Here is a 15,980-nt window from a genome sequence, read left to right as displayed (position 1 = left end):
TATTTAAAGCGGAAAAGACCTCAAATATGCAAATTATACTCCAAAAATCTAAAATTGCAAAGCAATCTTCTATTGAAATAACGGGCTCTAAAAGTGAATCAAACCGACTATTACTTTTAAAAGCACTTTACCCTGAGTTTAAACTTGAAAATGTTTCTATATCTGACGATAGTAGTGTTATGACAAGGGCTTTAGAAACCTCATCAAATTTGGTAAATATTCATCATGCAGGAACTGCCATGCGATTTTTGACGGCTTATTTTTCAATTCAAGAAGGAAGAACGGTGGAGCTTACAGGGTCTAAACGAATGAAGGAGCGTCCAATCCAAATTTTAGTTGAAGCACTTCAGGAGTTAGGAGCAGACATTACCTATACTGAAAATACGGGTTTACCACCTCTTAAAATTAAAGGGAAAAAGTTAGATAAATACCATGTGTCATTAAAAGCTAATGTTAGTAGCCAATACATTTCAGCCTTATTATTAATAGCATCAAAGTTGGAAAATGGTTTAGAATTAACTTTAGAAGGAGAAATAACTTCGGTACCGTATATAAACATGACTTTGGCTTTATTAGATGAAATAGGTGTAAAAGCATCATTTGTAGGAAATGTTATTACTGTGAAACCTACCATAAATAAGTTAGAACCAAAAACACTGGTTGTAGAATCCGATTGGTCTTCGGCTTCATATTATTATAGCATTGCAGCTATGAGTCCCTTAGATACTGAAATAATTTTATCATCTTATAAAGAAAATTCATTACAAGGAGATTCCGTTTTAGCAGATATATATAAGCATTTTGGTGTAATCACAAGTTTTGAAGATAATAAAATAAGGCTTAAAAAGGAAACGTTTAACACAGAGGCATTAGCTTTAAATCTTAAAAACGCGCCGGACATTGCTCAAACCATTGCGGTAACTTGTTTTGCATTAGGAATTCCTTGTGATTTAACAGGACTCCATACACTAAAAATAAAAGAAACCGACAGATTGGTGGCCTTAAAAACGGAAATTGAAAAATTAGGGGGTCAAGTTGAAATTACAAATAAGTCACTTCACTTATCTGCGTCCACTTCTATAAATAATATGGTGTCTATTAGTACGTATAATGATCATAGAATGGCCATGGCATTTGCACCTTTAGCATTAAAAACATCTATTGTTATTGAAGATGCAGAGGTGGTTTCAAAATCCTATCCAACTTTTTGGGAAGATTTGGAAACAATAGGATTTAAAATGACACGAAATGAACTTTAAAATTTAATTGAGTATTTGGAAGTTGATTAGGTGAATAAATAATAATCACGTATTTACTTGACAACGCCTATCTTCAGATTGTATATTTGCATCCTGTTTTTAAAATGTTAAGGAAAAACCTTAAGCTTTTAAATTATATTTTAATGCTCCTTTCAATAATTATGAGGTTGAAAGTAGCATTCAACTAACAATAAAATAAAAAACAAATGAAATTATCACACTTTGGTTTCAATTTACCTGAAGAGTTATTAGCAGAGCATCCAGCGGAAAATAGAGATGAATCTCGATTAATGGTTTTGGACAGAGCTAAACAAACTATTGAGCACAAACAATTTAAAGATCTTATTGAATATTTTAATGAGGATGATGTGATGATTCTCAATGATACCAAAGTATTTCCTGCAAGACTTTATGGTAATAAAGAAAAAACAGGAGCTAGAATTGAAGTTTTCTTATTAAGAGAATTAAACGAAGAGCAACGCTTATGGGATGTTTTGGTGGATCCAGCACGAAAAATAAGAATTGGTAATAAACTTTATTTTGGTGATGACGATACTTTGGTAGCTGAAGTAATAGATAACACCACCTCTAGAGGTCGTACATTACGTTTTCTTTATGATGGGTCTTACACAGAATTTCGTAGAAAACTAACGGAACTTGGAGAAACACCGCTTCCAAAATATATTAAACGAGAGGTTGAGCCAGAAGATGAAGATCGTTACCAAACTATTTTTGCAGAAAAAGAAGGTGCTGTAGCAGCTCCAACAGCAGGATTACATTTTTCAAAACATCTTTTAAAACGTTTGGAAATTAAAGGTGTTGAGTTTGCTAAAGTAACTCTTCATGTAGGATTAGGGACCTTCAACCCAGTTGAGGTAGAAGATTTATCAAAACATAAAATGGATAGCGAAGAGCTTTTTATTGGCCCAGAAGCCGTAAAAACAGTAAATACTGCTATAGAAAATAAAAGACGCGTGTGTGCCGTAGGAACAACATCAATGCGTGCTATAGAAAGTGCTGTGTCTTCAAACGGTCGTTTAAATGAAATGAGCGGATGGACCAATAAATTTATTTTCCCTCCTTATGATTTTAGTATTGCTAATTGTATGATTACTAATTTTCATACACCAAAATCAACTTTGTTGATGATGGCATCCGCATTTGCAGGACACGATTTTATAAAACGTGCTTATGAAGAAGCAGTTAAAGAAAAGTATAAATTTTATAGCTATGGCGATGCCATGTTAATTATATAAAAAATAAAAAAGCCTTGTTTTAACAAGGCTTTTTTATTTTTTATTCTTACTTAAAAGTGTTGGAGTTTTATAGGGTGCTTTTTTTTGAGAAGTTTCTACGACTCTTTCTTCAGTCATTATTGCAAATATGAGTTTCAATTTATAATTCGTAAATCAAAAATCGTAATTCGTAAATCGTTTCACTATTTTTGCAAAACTTATGGCAACAGATAAAAAAGACATTCGAGCATTAACAAAAGAACAACTTCGGGATTTTTTTGTAACACAAGGTGATAAAGCCTTTCGAGGCAATCAAGTTTACGAATGGCTATGGCAAAAATCTGCTCATACTTTTGAGGATATGACAAACGTTTCAAAAGAAACACGTCAAATGCTTGAAGACAATTTTGTTATTAATCACATACAAGTAGATACTATGCAACGCAGTAGTGATGGTACTGTGAAAAATGCGGTACGATTGCACGATGGTTTGATTGTAGAGTCTGTTTTAATTCCAACAAAAACCCGAACTACAGCTTGTGTATCTAGTCAAGTTGGCTGTAGTTTAGATTGTCGGTTTTGTGCCACGGCACGTTTAAAGCGCATGCGGAATTTAAATCCTGATGAAATTTACGATCAAGTTGTGGCTATAGATAATGAGAGTAAATTGTATTTTAATAGACCGTTAAGTAATATTGTGTTTATGGGGATGGGTGAGCCGCTTATGAACTATAATAATGTGATTAAGGCTATTGATAAAATAACCTCTTCTGAAGGTTTAGGGATGTCTCCAAAACGTATTACAGTTTCTACATCAGGTGTGCCTAAAATGATAAAAAAAATGGCTGATGATGAAGTGAAGTTTAATTTAGCTGTATCTCTACACTCTGCTATTGATGAGGTAAGAACTACCATAATGCCTTTTAATGAAACCTTTCCGCTTAAAGATTTAAAGGAATCTTTGGAATATTGGTACGCTAAAACCAAACGTAAAATTAGTTATGAGTATGTGGTTTGGAAGGGTATTAATGATACCCAAAAAGATATTGATGCTTTTGTTAAGTTTTGTAAATATGTACCATGTAAAGTCAATATTATAGAATACAATCCAATTGATGATGGCGAGTTTCAACAAGCCACTAATGAGGCTTTAGAAAATTACATTGCGTCATTGGAAAAAAATCGTATTGTGGTTAATGTACGCCGAAGCCGAGGTAAGGATATTGATGCGGCTTGTGGACAATTAGCAAATAAATCATAAAAAATATTTATCTAAAACTTATATTTGTTTCTTCACATGAAGATAGTAGAACAAATTAAACAACCTATAGCATACGAAATGGAACTTTTTGAACAAAAGTTTCAGCTTTCTATGGCTAGTAAGGTAGCATTATTAAATAGAATTACCCATTACATTGTAAACAGAAAAGGCAAACAAATGCGACCTATGTTCGTGTTTTTAGTAGCTAAGATGGTATCTAATGGCGAAGTTAGTGAACGTACTTATAGAGGAGCCTCGGTTATAGAATTGATACATACTGCTACTTTAGTACACGACGATGTGGTTGACGATAGCAATAGGCGTCGTGGCTTTTTTTCTGTAAACGCTCTTTGGAAAAATAAAATAGCTGTTTTAATAGGTGATTTTTTACTCTCTAAAGGTTTGCTTTTAAGCATTGATAATAACGATTTTGATTTATTGAAAATTATTTCAATTGCAGTAAGAGAAATGAGTGAAGGGGAGTTGCTTCAAATTGAAAAGGCCAGAAAGTTGGATATTACTGAGGATATTTATTATGAAATTATACGGCAAAAAACGGCTACTTTAATTGCTGCTTGTTGTAGTTTAGGAGCTGCTTCGGTAAAACCAGAATCTAATCACGTGGAAATCATGCGCAAATTTGGTGAGTTGATTGGGATGGCCTTTCAAATTAAAGATGATTTATTTGATTATGGAGATGATCAAATAGGTAAACCAACAGGTATTGACATTAAGGAGCAAAAAATGACCTTGCCTCTAATTTATACACTTAATCATGCTTCAAAAAAAGAAAAAAATTGGCTGATTAACTCAATCAAAAACCATAATAAAGATACTAAGCGCGTTAAGGAAGTGATTTCTTTTGTAAAAGATAGTGGAGGTTTAGATTATGCAATACAAAAGATGAAGCAATTTCAAGAAGAGGCATTGCAATTGCTTAAAACCTATCCAGAATCAAGATATAAAGACTCCTTAGAGCTAATGGTCAATTACGTGATTGATAGGAAAAAGTAGGTGCTAATACTTATTTTTATTCAAATTTTCATTTTTGTATATTAAATTATAAAAACAGGTAAGCGTGTTTTGATAGATTAGTTTGAATTTTGTAGCATGAATAAAATATCAAACTTCGGAATCTTTACCATATTATTTGTTAGTAGCCTAACTATAATGGTAGGTACGGTTATTGCACCTTCATTATCTGGAATTGTAAAGCATAAAGATTTAAGCTTTTCTGCAAGTTGGCTTATTACACTACCTTCATTAGGTGTGGTTCTTTTTGCACCTTTAGTTGGCAGATTGCTTAATAGATTAGGAACTATAAAACTATTAAGTATAGGATTGATTCCTTATGCAATTTTAGGTTTTATAGGAGCCTTTATAAGTAATGATTACATTTTAATTATAGATAGAATTTTACTTGGTGCAGCAACAGTTACAATTCAAGTATCTATTACGGCCTATATTGCTGACTTTTTTACAGGTGAATCCAGAATGAAAATGATTGCATGGCAAGGAATGTCAATTGAATTGGGTGGTGTTATTTTTTTAGCCATCGGAGGCATTTTGGGAGAAATAAATTGGCAATTTCCCTTTTACATTTATCTTGTTGCTCTTTTTTGCTTGATTTTGGTAGCAATTACATTGCCAAAACCAAAACATAGTATTGTAGATAATTCTCAAATTCAACAAGAAAATAAAAAGAGTAAGTTGAAAGTTAGACTCATTTTTGTGGCGTCACTTTTAGCCATGATGTTATTTTTTGTGGGTTTTGTGACGTTACCAATATACTTACCACAATCATTTGGTTTTAGTGAATCGGAAACCGGGTATTTAATGGCTTCTATATCTGTAATAGCAATTTTAACAGCGAGTCAAATGCCAAAAATGGTAAAAGCTTTAGGAGATGGAAAAACAGTTGCACTTGGATTTATGTTTTTTATGGGCGGCTATTTGGTATTAGCAACTACCATGAGTATCCCATTTTTAATACTAACAGTAATTTTTATAGGTACAGGTTTTGGTTTTACAATTCCTTTGTTAAATCATATGATGCTTGAAGCTAGCACCTTACAAAGCCAAGGAAAGAATTTAGGTTTATTCTCTATGGGAGTTTTTGGAGGACAGTTTCTGTCTACATTTATTGAATATGTATCTAATAATTATACCGCAATTTATAAGGTATCGGTAGGTTTGGCTTTAATCATTGGTTGCGCAATGTATTTTATGTTTCAAAAATTATCAAAAAAATAAACATAAAAAATTCTTCTTACTTTTGAGGTTCACTTCAAAGTAAATGAATACATTAAGTAATAACAATAAATTTCAAATTCTTCAAAATAGTGAAAGCAAATGGAAATTACTATCTGCTAATTCTATGGGTATTTATTTTGAATTTAAATCTGGTGATTTAGTAATTCACTTTAAACCTTTAAATGAAGTATTTAGCACCGAAGTATTTAATACTAAGGATGGGATTTTAATAAATTTTGAACGTGATTTAATTGATGAAGATGACATTGAATATGCATTAGATGTAATGTCGCTTTTTAATAAATTTCCAGAATTTGTATTAACAGAAGTAAGAGAAGTTAAGCAAATACAAAAAATAATTGAATTACTTAAAGGTGAATATAGTAGTGGTACAGCATCTTTTATTATGATTAAAACCTTATTAAAGTTGTTATTACTACATTTGATAAGGTATCAAAGAAGCAGTTTTTTAAAACAAGATTTAAGTCAAAAGCGAGTGTTTAAGTTTTTAGAGCTAATGGAAATTCATTTTTTGAAAGAAGTAAATACTCATTTTTATGCTGAAAAATTAGGAATAAGTGGACAACGATTAAATCAAATTCTAAAAGATAAACTAAAGTTAACTGCAAAGCAAATTATTCAACAACGTCAAATAACAGAAGCAAAACGCAGAATAGTTAGGAGTGAAATCACTACCAAAGAATTGGCTTTTAAATTAGGTTTTGATTCTATTAGTAGTTTTTCAAGGTTTTTTAAGAAGCATACAGGTATGAGCCCTTCTGAATTCAAACTACAAAACTAAATTTGTGTCAGGTACTTGTGCTTAAATGTTTTTGCATTGTTTGTTAACAAATGTCTGATACTATAATTTATAAATCAATAAGTGTGAGTGTTTGCTATTATTAACGTAAAAAAATAATTAATTAATTTGTTATTTTTTTTAAGTAAGTTTAATTAGTATTGGTTGTTTTAAGTGTTTTTGAAGCTATTTTACAAAAAAATAAAAAAGATTTGGTATAATGTTTAGCGTCAGTAATTACAGTTGATTTGCAACTAAAATTCACCATGAATTAAAGGCCAATCATCATATAATCTATCAAGAGGTGTGCTATCTACTTGTTTAATAACCCATTTGTTTTTTGGAGCATAAACGTCATAAATAATTAATGAGCCATTAGAAAATTTAAATTGTGTTTTTAACTTTTCTAAATCTGAATTTTCTTTTTCTAAATTTAGGAGTATTTCTTTTGGGTCTTCATTTTCAAAAACAGCTAAAATACCAAGGTTTTTTGAAGAAAATACAGCAAGAAATAAGTTTTCATTAGCAGTATAGATAGACCATATTTTGTTTTGAGCAATAGGTTGTTGTCCTTTTGGAACAGATACAGGCCCAGCAGCACAAGCAAAATTTTTATATACTCCAGTATTATTCCATTCCTTAAAATTGGAGCCTGGTCCAAATATATGAAAAGTTTCTTCTAAGCTTTTTGCGTCATCATTAATAAAAAGAGTAATGGGTCGAGCAACAATTTGAGATGTTTTTCCACGATTAACACCACCTGCAGAGAGCAAATAGTTTACACCCGCAGCATATATTTCAGGACTCGCATTCTTACCATGTCCTATTTTTATAAAGTAACCATTTCCTTTGTTAAATAAAAGTTTGGTGATTTTATCTGCTGGACGGTATGGCATACATGCTCCCATTAAAGCATGAGCTTGTCCTTGTCCAATATTGAAATTTGTTTTTTCTTTAGGTAAAAAACTCATCCAAGCCTTCATAAAAACGGTATGGTATCCTGTAGTTAATTTGTGCCAGTTAGCACGGTCATAACGTCTTCTCATTGGTGGAAAGTATTTATAATTATAACTTCCAATGGCATAGCAAAAATTCATGTAGTCTAATACATCTCGAGCTTCTTTTCTAAGGTTTTCAGAAGCATAGGCTTCTAAGTTTAATAGGGCTGTTATAGTATAGCCAATATAAGGCATGGAATTAAATTCATGCAGTCCATTGGTTTTCATTTTATGTAAGAACTTAATGAGTTTTGATTCCATTTGATTACTGATATTATCATATTTTGGGTCGTTATTTCCATGAAGAGCCAACCATCTGTTTTTTAGATAGCGAGAACCTTCAGTCATCAGTATATGATTTTCGGTTTCAGGAAATAATCCTAAAGTTTTTGGAGCTGTAGTTCTGAATTTATGGCCATCTTCAACTAACAACACATTTAGTAAGTGTTCTAATGTTTCCTTGTATAGTAATTCTGGATGATCACCAAACTGATATAATATAGATGTGAGAACGGTACAAGTAAAATCGTAATCGCCAAGTTTGTTTAGTGCCCAAGAGGAACCAGAGATGCCCCATGGCATCATGTTTAATATAATTTTGTTGGTTTCTGGAATGTTTGTTTTGGCATGAAGTTGTGCTAATAAAATGCGTGGATTATCAACCTTTCCTTTTTGGGGCCCATATTCAACAGTTTTTTGAGCCCACATACCGACAATAGAATCGTAGAATTTTGATTTTGTATTCCAATTAATAGTGCGTTCGTATGGTACGTTGATGTTTCCAGAATATAAGTTTGTCTTTTTATTATTTTGGGAATAGCTAAGAAAAACAATTGTTAATAACGTAATGCCCATAGCTATTATTAGTTTTGCTTTTCGATTTTTCATTTGGGCTAACGTTATTTATTGCAATCAAAATAAAGATTTATAATAATATTCTCCAAAATAAAGAGAACTATTGTAAGGATAAATCGGTGAATATTTTAGATTAAGATACAAAAAAACGCTTCAAATAACTTTTGAAGCGTTTTTTAATATGTGTGTATCGAAGCTTTTCAATTACATCATTCCAGGCATACCACCACCCATTGGAGGATGAGCAGCAGCTTCTTCTTTAATATCAATTAAAGCACATTCTGTAGTTAGAATCATACCAGAAACTGATGCTGCATTTTCTAAAGCGATACGTGTTACTTTCTTAGGGTCGATAATTCCAGCTTTTAACATATCTACATACGTTTCAGTTTTAGCATCGTATCCAAAAGCACCTTTGCCTTCCATTACTTTAGAAACAACAACACTACCTTCACCACCTGCGTTTTCTACAATAGTACGTAATGGAGATTCTATAGCACGTGCTACAATTTGAATTCCAGTAACTTCATCAAGGTTTTCGGTTGTTATTTTTTCTAAAACTGACTTAGCTCTCACTAAAGCAACACCACCACCAGCAACAATGCCTTCTTCAACAGCAGCTCTTGTAGCGTGAAGAGCATCATCTACGCGGTCTTTTTTCTCTTTCATTTCAACTTCACTTGCAGCACCAACATAAAGTACGGCAACACCACCAGCTAATTTAGCTAAGCGTTCTTGAAGTTTTTCTTTATCGTAGTCTGATGTGGTTGTTTCAATTTGCGCTTTAATTTGGTTTACTCGTGCTTTTATATCATCAGCATTTCCTGAACCGTTAACAATTGTAGTATTGTCTTTATCAACTGTTACAGTTTCAGCAGTACCTAACATAGAAATATCAGCATTTTCTAAAGTAAATCCTCTTTCTTCAGAAATGACAGTTCCACCAGTTAAAATAGCAATATCTTCTAACATAGCTTTACGTCTATCACCAAAACCAGGAGCTTTTACAGCAGCTATTTTTAATCCACCACGTAATTTGTTTACTACCAAAGTGGCTAAAGCTTGACCATCTACATCTTCAGCAATAATTAATAACGGACGACCAGATTGAGCAACAGGCTCTAAAATTGGAAGAATTTCTTGTAAGTTAGATATTTTTTTGTCGAATAACAAAATGTATGGATTTTCTAAATCTGCAATCATTTTATCAGAGTCGGTCACAAAATAAGGAGATAAATATCCTCTGTCAAACTGCATACCTTCTACAACATCAACATATGTTTCTAACCCTTTTGCTTCTTCAACAGTAATAACCCCTTCTTTTCCTACTTTATTAAAAGCTTTAGAAATAAGTTCGCCAATAGTGTCATCATTATTTGCTGAAATAGACGCTACCTGCTTGATCATTTCTGAAGAGTTTCCAACTTTTTTTGATTGTTTTTCTAAATCTTCAGTAATAGCACTTACAGCTTTGTCAATTCCACGTTTTAAATCCATTGGGTTAGCACCTGCAGCCACGTTTTTTAAACCTTCTTTAACAATAGCTTGAGCTAAAACGGTGGCGGTTGTTGTACCATCACCTGCTAAATCATTGGTTTTAGAAGCAACTTCTTTTACCATTTGAGCACCCATATTTTCATGAGCATCTTCTAACTCTATTTCTTTTGCAACAGATACACCATCTTTAGTAACTTGTGGAGCTCCAAATGATTTGCTTATGATTACATTTCTTCCTTTTGGACCTAATGTTACTTTTACTGCATTTGCTAATGCATCAACACCGCGTTTTAGCCCGTCGCGTGCTTCAATATCAAATTTTATGTCTTTTGCCATTTTTTAAATTTTTAATTTAGCCTTAAGCTTACTTGCTGTTAGCTAATAAGAATTAATATTAATTTTAGTTGGAGCTAAAAGCCGAAGGCTAATAGCTAATAGCGATTTATACAATCGCAAGAATATCGCTTTCTCGCATAATTAAATAATCTTTACCCTCTAATTTAAGTTCTGTTCCTGCATATTTACCATACAAAACAGCATCGCCAATGGCAACAGTCATTGGTTCATCTTTTGTACCTTTTCCAACTGCAATCACAGTACCTTTTTGTGGTTTTTCTTTTGCATTATCAGGAATAATAATTCCAGAAGCCGTTTTAGTTTCGGCTTGCGATGGTTCAATTAGAACTCGGTCTGCTAGTGGTTTAATGTTTAACCCCATTATTATATTATTTTTTAAGTTATTAATTATTTAATACTATACATCATTCGAAAATTATGCCAATAACAAATTACTGACAAACTTGCAGTAACAAAAAATGCCAACTATTTAGTTGGCATTTTTTGTTTATTTATAATACTCAATTAGTCTTGTGTAGCAGAGTCATCAATAGGTGATTGTGCTGGTGTATCAGGAATAGCAGGCAACGGTTGTGTTGTAGTTGCTTCTGCATCCAAGGCTTTAGAATCTAAATCTGTTCCACCTCTATTAATAGCTACATTTGATAATAAAATTAAGGCTAATAATAAGGTTGCTAATGTCCATGTGCTTTTGTCTAAAAAATCAGTGGTTTTTTTTACACCGCCCAATTGCTGTGTGCCACCGCCACCAAATGAAGATGACAATCCGCCGCCTTTTGGGTTTTGTACCATGATAACTACTACGAGCAAAAATGCTACGATTACGATTAAGGCTAAAAATATTGTGAACGTACTCATTATTTTATATTATTTTGTTCTTGTAATTGTTCTACTGCTTTAATTTGGACTGCAAAGAAACTACTTTTTTCTGGATATTTCAAACTTAAAATCTTATAAGATTGAATGGCTTTTTTATAATTTTTTTGTTCAACATAAATACGTGCTAAAGTCTCTGTCATCAACGTTTCTGGCTGAATCATTCGGTCTTTGGCAATGTTGCTATTTGATGTAAACGATTTAACGGGTGGAATTTTTGGGTTTTCAGAAATGAATTTATCTATTAATTCAAATTTTTTTAATCGATCTAATGCTTCTGGAGATGTTTTTTCGTTATGTTTTTCTTTTTTAGGTGTTTCTTTTATTTTAACAGGAGTACTTCTGTTTATAGGTTTAAATCTTGTTAAGTTTAACCATTCATTGAAAGAGTGTTTCTCTTTTTTATCAAATTGCAAAGGTGAACCAATTTTTAAAACATCTTCAGCAGAAATAGGGGGTGTCTTTGCTTCTTTAGAAGTATTTTCAATGGTTTCAGAATCATCTAAAACAAAAATGGATTCTGGTTTTTCTCGTGGTTCTTTGGCTTGAAAAAGTGTTGGGTCAAATACGTCATTAGGGTCTTCAAGTTGTTGCTTCAAAGCAAGATCAATTGAAACGCTTTTATTTACTGAAATATCATCAGCATCAACATGAATGTCTAAAAGATGTGCTCCATGTTGTTTTATGAATTGTGATATTTTATTTTGAGAAAAAGCTTCTGAAGTAATAAAATCGAATAAAATACTTCTATCAGTGGTATAAGCAGCAGTGGTTTTTAATTCTTGATTGTATTTGAAGCTTTCTTGAGTTTTGAGACCTTTAAGAAAAAGGGCTCTAGCCGATTGAAAATAAGGAAACTGCTCTATAATAGATTTTACATCATTGATTTGCTGGTGAGAAACCGTTTGAGGGTGTTGGAGTAAATATGTGAAATCTGTACTATTCATTGGCTAAGCCAAATTTAATTATTTTATTATAGAATTTTGATTTTATAAATATTTTGATTTTTCACTTTATTTGAACTGAAAAAATCATCAACCTAAACGTTACCATTTTGCTAAGGTTGCATTAAAAACATCTTGAGTTATACGTTCAAAAATTTCCTCATGTGCGGTTGTTTTTAAACCACCAATAAGTTGAGAACTTCCTGGGTAATCATAAAAGAAAGAAAAAGATTGTTCTAAATCATCTTCTGGTTTTTTTCTGTTAAAAAAACGTATTTTAACAGAAATGGTTAACCTGTTTTGTGCTGCAGTACTTTCAGAGGTTGCTGTTGTTGGGGATATACGGTAATCTGTGATTTCGCCTTCATAAACCAAATGAGCATTTGAGGTTTCTAAACTTAAATTAGTTTGATTTTGAATTAAATCTTGGAGGGATACTTGAAAGTCTCTTTCTAAACCAGGTTCTACTAACAAAGCTAAATTTTCAAACCTATTTACTTGAAATGTTTTTACATCAGGGTCTAAGGATATCCCTGTAAATGAGTAAATACCACAACTTGTAAAGGTGACTGTTAAAATGAAGATATAAATATATGTTATGCGTTTCATTAAATAGTTGGTGTTGTTTAAATGTTTTTTTTGTTCGTACTCAGCTAAGACTTGTTTAGCAAGGTATTGTAATAAGCGATTATCTTTTTGTTATCAAATTACTTTGTTTAAACCTACATTATAAGTTGTACTGTTTTATTTTTCTATAGAGTGTACGTTCACTTATGCCTAATTCTGCTGCTGCTAATTTACGCTTTCCACTGTGACGTTCTAATGATTTTTTTATTAATTCTAATTCTTTGTCATGCAACGATAAAGTTTCTTCCTCTTCAATTTCTTCAGCAAAATGATATTTATCGGTAGAATTTGTTAATTCTGTTAAACTTGAATTATGTTCGGGTATGGATAATAGTTCTGGTTCATTGGTGGTTTCTTCATATTCAGCATCATCTTCATCGGCATTGCCATAAATTTTTTGAATCAAACTTTCGTTATTCTTTTCAACGTCTTTTACATTGCCATTTTTCATTAATTCTAAAGTGAGCTTTTTTAAATCATTTAAGTCGCTTTTCATGTCAAAAAGTACTTTATATAGAATTTCTCGTTCACTACTAAAGTCACTTTCAGATTTGGCTGTTTTAATTACAGCGGGTAAATTGCCATTGGAAGCAGGTAAGTAACTTCTCAAAGTTTCGCTGTTAATAGTTCTGTTTTGTTCTAAAACGGATAGTTGTTCTGCAATATTTCTTAACTGACGAATATTTCCACCCCAGCGATGTTTTAAAAGTGATTGAACCGCATTATCTGTTAATTTAATAGTTGGCATTTTATATTTTAAAGCAAAATCACTAGCAAATTTTCTAAATAATAAATGAATGTCTTCTTGGCGTTCACGTAGTGGTGGTAGATTAATATCCACAGTGCTTAGTCTGTAAAATAAATCTTCACGGAATTTTTCTTTTTGGATGGCTTCAAACATGTTTACGTTTGTGGCAGCTACAATACGTACATTTGTTTTTTGTACTTTACTAGAACCTACTTTTAAAAACTCACCGTTTTCCAAAACACGTAATAAGCGTACCTGTGTAGTTAAAGGCAGTTCGCCAACTTCATCTAAAAAAATAGTCCCGCCATCAGCTACTTCAAAATAGCCTTCTCTGGTTTGTGTTGCTCCTGTAAAAGCTCCCTTTTCGTGCCCAAATAGCTCGCTGTCTATAGTTCCTTCAGGAATAGCACCACAGTTTACAGCAATATATTTATTGTGTTTTCTGTGCGATAATTGGTGTATTATTTTTGGAATACTTTCTTTTCCAACACCACTTTCTCCCGTAACTAATACAGAAATATCAGTAGGGGCAACTTGAATGGCTTTTTCTATAGCACGATTAAGCGATGCACTGTTGCCTATAATTCCAAATCGTTGTTTTATTGCTTGAACTGATTCCATACTTTTTTTAATTCAAAACTCAAGACTTAAAGTCAAGATTTTATTTTAATACATTTACTAAAGAACAGATGTTTAAATCTTAGTTCTTGATTTAAATGTTTCTTTTTAATTATTCTCACTCAACCCAATGGCTTTTCCAATTAATGTAGCACTTGTACAGTCTGTAACTTGTACGTTTACAAAATCACCAATTTTATAATTTTCTTTAGGAAAAACAGTTACTACATTTTGCGAAGTCCTTCCAGACCATTGTAATTCAGATTTTTTAGATTCTTTTTCTATTAAAACTTCTACAATGTTATTTAAAAAGGCCTTGGTTCTAATTTCACTATGTTCTCTTTGTAAATCTACAATGTCTTGTAAGCGTCGTTTTTTTACTTCTTCAGGTACATCATCAATCATTTTTCGTTCTGCCATGGTGCCAGGCCTTTCGGAATAAGTAAACATATATCCAAAATGATATTTTACATATTTCATTAGCGATACGGTGTCTTGAAAATCTGCTTCAGTTTCCGTAGGAAAGCCAACAATCATATCTTGGCTAATAGTACAATTTGGAAGAATACGACGAATGTTGTCAATCAATTCCATATACTCTTCACGAGTGTGCAAACGATTCATTTCTTTTAAAATACGATTGCTGCCACTTTGTACAGGTAAATGAATATGATTGCAAATATTTTGATATTTAGCCATAGTTTTAACCACATCTAAGGTTAAATCTTGAGGATTGGAAGTTGAAAAACGAATACGCATTTTTGGTTGTGCTTTTGCACATAGCTCCAGTAAATTAGCAAAATTAACCGCGGTTGCTTTTTGAATATCGCTGGCTTTGTCAAAATCTTTTTTTAATCCGCCCCCATACCATAAATAGCTATCTACATTTTGTCCTAGTAATGTTATTTCTTTATAGCCTCTGTTCCATAAATTGGTTACTTCTTCAAGTATGCTTTGTGGGGCGCGGCTGCGTTCACGTCCTCTTGTAAAAGGTACGACACAAAAGGTGCACATATTGTCGCAACCCCGTGTTATGGAAACAAACGCAGTAACACCATTTGTGTTTAAACGCACAGGGGAAATGTCGCCATAAGTTTCTTCTTTGGAAAGTATGACATTAATAGCATCTCTACCCTCATCAACTTCTGCCAATAGGTTTGGCAAATCCTTGTAGGCATCTGGCCCAACAACCAAATCTACAATTTTTTCTTCTTCAAGAAATTTTGTTTTTAGACGTTCTGCCATACAGCCTAAAACACCAACTTTCATTTTTGGGTTAAGATCCCGTTTGACCGCATTGTATTTTTCTAAACGTTTTCTAACAGTTTGCTCTGCTTTATCGCGAATAGAACAAGTGTTTACCAAAACTAAATCTGCTTCTTCTAAATTTTGAGTGGTGTTAAATCCTTGATTGGCCAGGATTGAAGCTACAATTTCGCTATCGCTAAAATTCATAGCACACCCATAACTTTCTATAAAAAGTTTCCGCTGATTACCTTCTTTTTGTTCAAGAACCAAAGATTCTCCTTGTTTATTTTCGTCTATTATCTTTTCCATGGTTTCGTAGAAATGAGCCGTTCAATTTTACTGTTAATAAGGGGTTGATTGACATCTGTTGCTTAAAATAATTAGTTACCATTTGATAACGTTTCT

14 protein-coding genes are annotated in these 15,980 nt (G+C 32.4%); 6 read left to right on the top strand and 8 right to left on the bottom strand.

Features of this window, described 5'->3' with window-relative positions; genetic code table 11:
• The first annotated feature begins 26 nt into the window (after nt 1-26).
• The 6 genes from APS56_RS07275 (at nt 27) to APS56_RS07250 (ending at nt 6,810) form a co-directional block, all read left to right on the top strand.
• Nucleotides 27-1,259, top strand: a complete 1,233-nt coding sequence (locus tag APS56_RS07275; RefSeq protein ID WP_054726634.1) for a 3-phosphoshikimate 1-carboxyvinyltransferase — start codon at nt 27-29, stop codon at nt 1,257-1,259.
• Between the two features lie 206 nt (nt 1,260-1,465).
• Nucleotides 1,466-2,515, top strand: a complete 1,050-nt coding sequence (queA, locus tag APS56_RS07270) for a tRNA preQ1(34) S-adenosylmethionine ribosyltransferase-isomerase QueA (RefSeq protein WP_054726631.1) — start codon at nt 1,466-1,468, stop codon at nt 2,513-2,515.
• A 199-nt stretch (nt 2,516-2,714) separates the two neighbouring features.
• On the top strand, nt 2,715-3,755 hold the full coding sequence (gene rlmN, locus APS56_RS07265) for a dual-specificity RNA methyltransferase RlmN (protein ID WP_054726629.1): 1,041 nt from the start codon (nt 2,715-2,717) through the stop codon (nt 3,753-3,755).
• 36 nt (nt 3,756-3,791) lie between these two features.
• Nucleotides 3,792-4,769, top strand: coding sequence for a polyprenyl synthetase family protein (locus tag APS56_RS07260; protein WP_054726626.1), 978 nt, complete (start codon nt 3,792-3,794; stop codon nt 4,767-4,769).
• Between the two features lie 96 nt (nt 4,770-4,865).
• Nucleotides 4,866-6,008 (top strand): MFS transporter, encoded by a 1,143-nt coding sequence (locus APS56_RS07255; protein WP_054726623.1) that lies wholly within the window; start codon nt 4,866-4,868, stop codon nt 6,006-6,008.
• A gap of 43 nt (nt 6,009-6,051) precedes the next feature.
• Nucleotides 6,052-6,810: a helix-turn-helix domain-containing protein gene (locus tag APS56_RS07250; protein ID WP_054726620.1), complete on the top strand. Its 759-nt coding sequence runs from the start codon at nt 6,052-6,054 to the stop codon at nt 6,808-6,810.
• 251 nt (nt 6,811-7,061) lie between these two features.
• On the opposite strand, the gene APS56_RS07245 is transcribed toward APS56_RS07250, so the two are convergent.
• The 8 genes from APS56_RS07245 to miaB form a co-directional block, all read right to left on the bottom strand.
• Entirely contained in the window at nt 7,062-8,693 is a 1,632-nt protein-coding gene (locus APS56_RS07245) for a hypothetical protein (RefSeq protein WP_054726617.1), read from the bottom strand.
• Between the two features lie 171 nt (nt 8,694-8,864).
• Nucleotides 8,865-10,493 carry a chaperonin GroEL gene (gene groL / locus APS56_RS07240; RefSeq protein ID WP_054726615.1) on the bottom strand — a complete coding sequence of 543 codons (1,629 nt, stop codon included), beginning with the start codon at nt 10,491-10,493 and terminating at the stop codon, nt 8,865-8,867.
• A 106-nt stretch (nt 10,494-10,599) separates the two neighbouring features.
• Nucleotides 10,600-10,875 carry a co-chaperone GroES gene (locus APS56_RS07235; RefSeq protein WP_054726612.1) on the bottom strand — a complete coding sequence of 92 codons (276 nt, stop codon included), beginning with the start codon at nt 10,873-10,875 and terminating at the stop codon, nt 10,600-10,602.
• Nucleotides 10,876-11,018: 143 nt separating this feature from the next.
• On the bottom strand, nt 11,019-11,372 hold the full coding sequence (gene secG / locus APS56_RS07230; protein ID WP_054726608.1) for a preprotein translocase subunit SecG: 354 nt from the start codon (nt 11,370-11,372) through the stop codon (nt 11,019-11,021).
• On the bottom strand, nt 11,372-12,337 hold the full coding sequence (locus APS56_RS07225; RefSeq protein ID WP_054726605.1) for a DUF8458 domain-containing protein: 966 nt from the start codon (nt 12,335-12,337) through the stop codon (nt 11,372-11,374). Before APS56_RS07225 ends, secG begins: the two co-directional genes overlap by 1 nt.
• Before the next feature lie 99 nt (nt 12,338-12,436).
• A complete protein-coding gene (gene lptE / locus APS56_RS07220; RefSeq protein WP_054726602.1) occupies nt 12,437-12,943 on the bottom strand; it encodes an LPS assembly lipoprotein LptE in 507 nt (168 codons plus the stop codon).
• Nucleotides 12,944-13,061: 118 nt separating this feature from the next.
• Nucleotides 13,062-14,330: a sigma 54-interacting transcriptional regulator gene (locus APS56_RS07215; protein ID WP_054726600.1), complete on the bottom strand. Its 1,269-nt coding sequence runs from the start codon at nt 14,328-14,330 to the stop codon at nt 13,062-13,064.
• A 105-nt stretch (nt 14,331-14,435) separates the two neighbouring features.
• Nucleotides 14,436-15,884 (bottom strand): tRNA (N6-isopentenyl adenosine(37)-C2)-methylthiotransferase MiaB, encoded by a 1,449-nt coding sequence (miaB, locus tag APS56_RS07210; RefSeq protein ID WP_054726597.1) that lies wholly within the window; start codon nt 15,882-15,884, stop codon nt 14,436-14,438.
• Nucleotides 15,885-15,980 lie beyond the last annotated feature (96 nt).

This window comes from Pseudalgibacter alginicilyticus (assembly GCF_001310225.1).
In the GTDB taxonomy this organism is placed as follows: Bacteria; Bacteroidota; Bacteroidia; order Flavobacteriales; family Flavobacteriaceae; genus Pseudalgibacter; species Pseudalgibacter alginicilyticus.
This window is presented reverse-complemented; position numbering and strand designations above follow the sequence as displayed.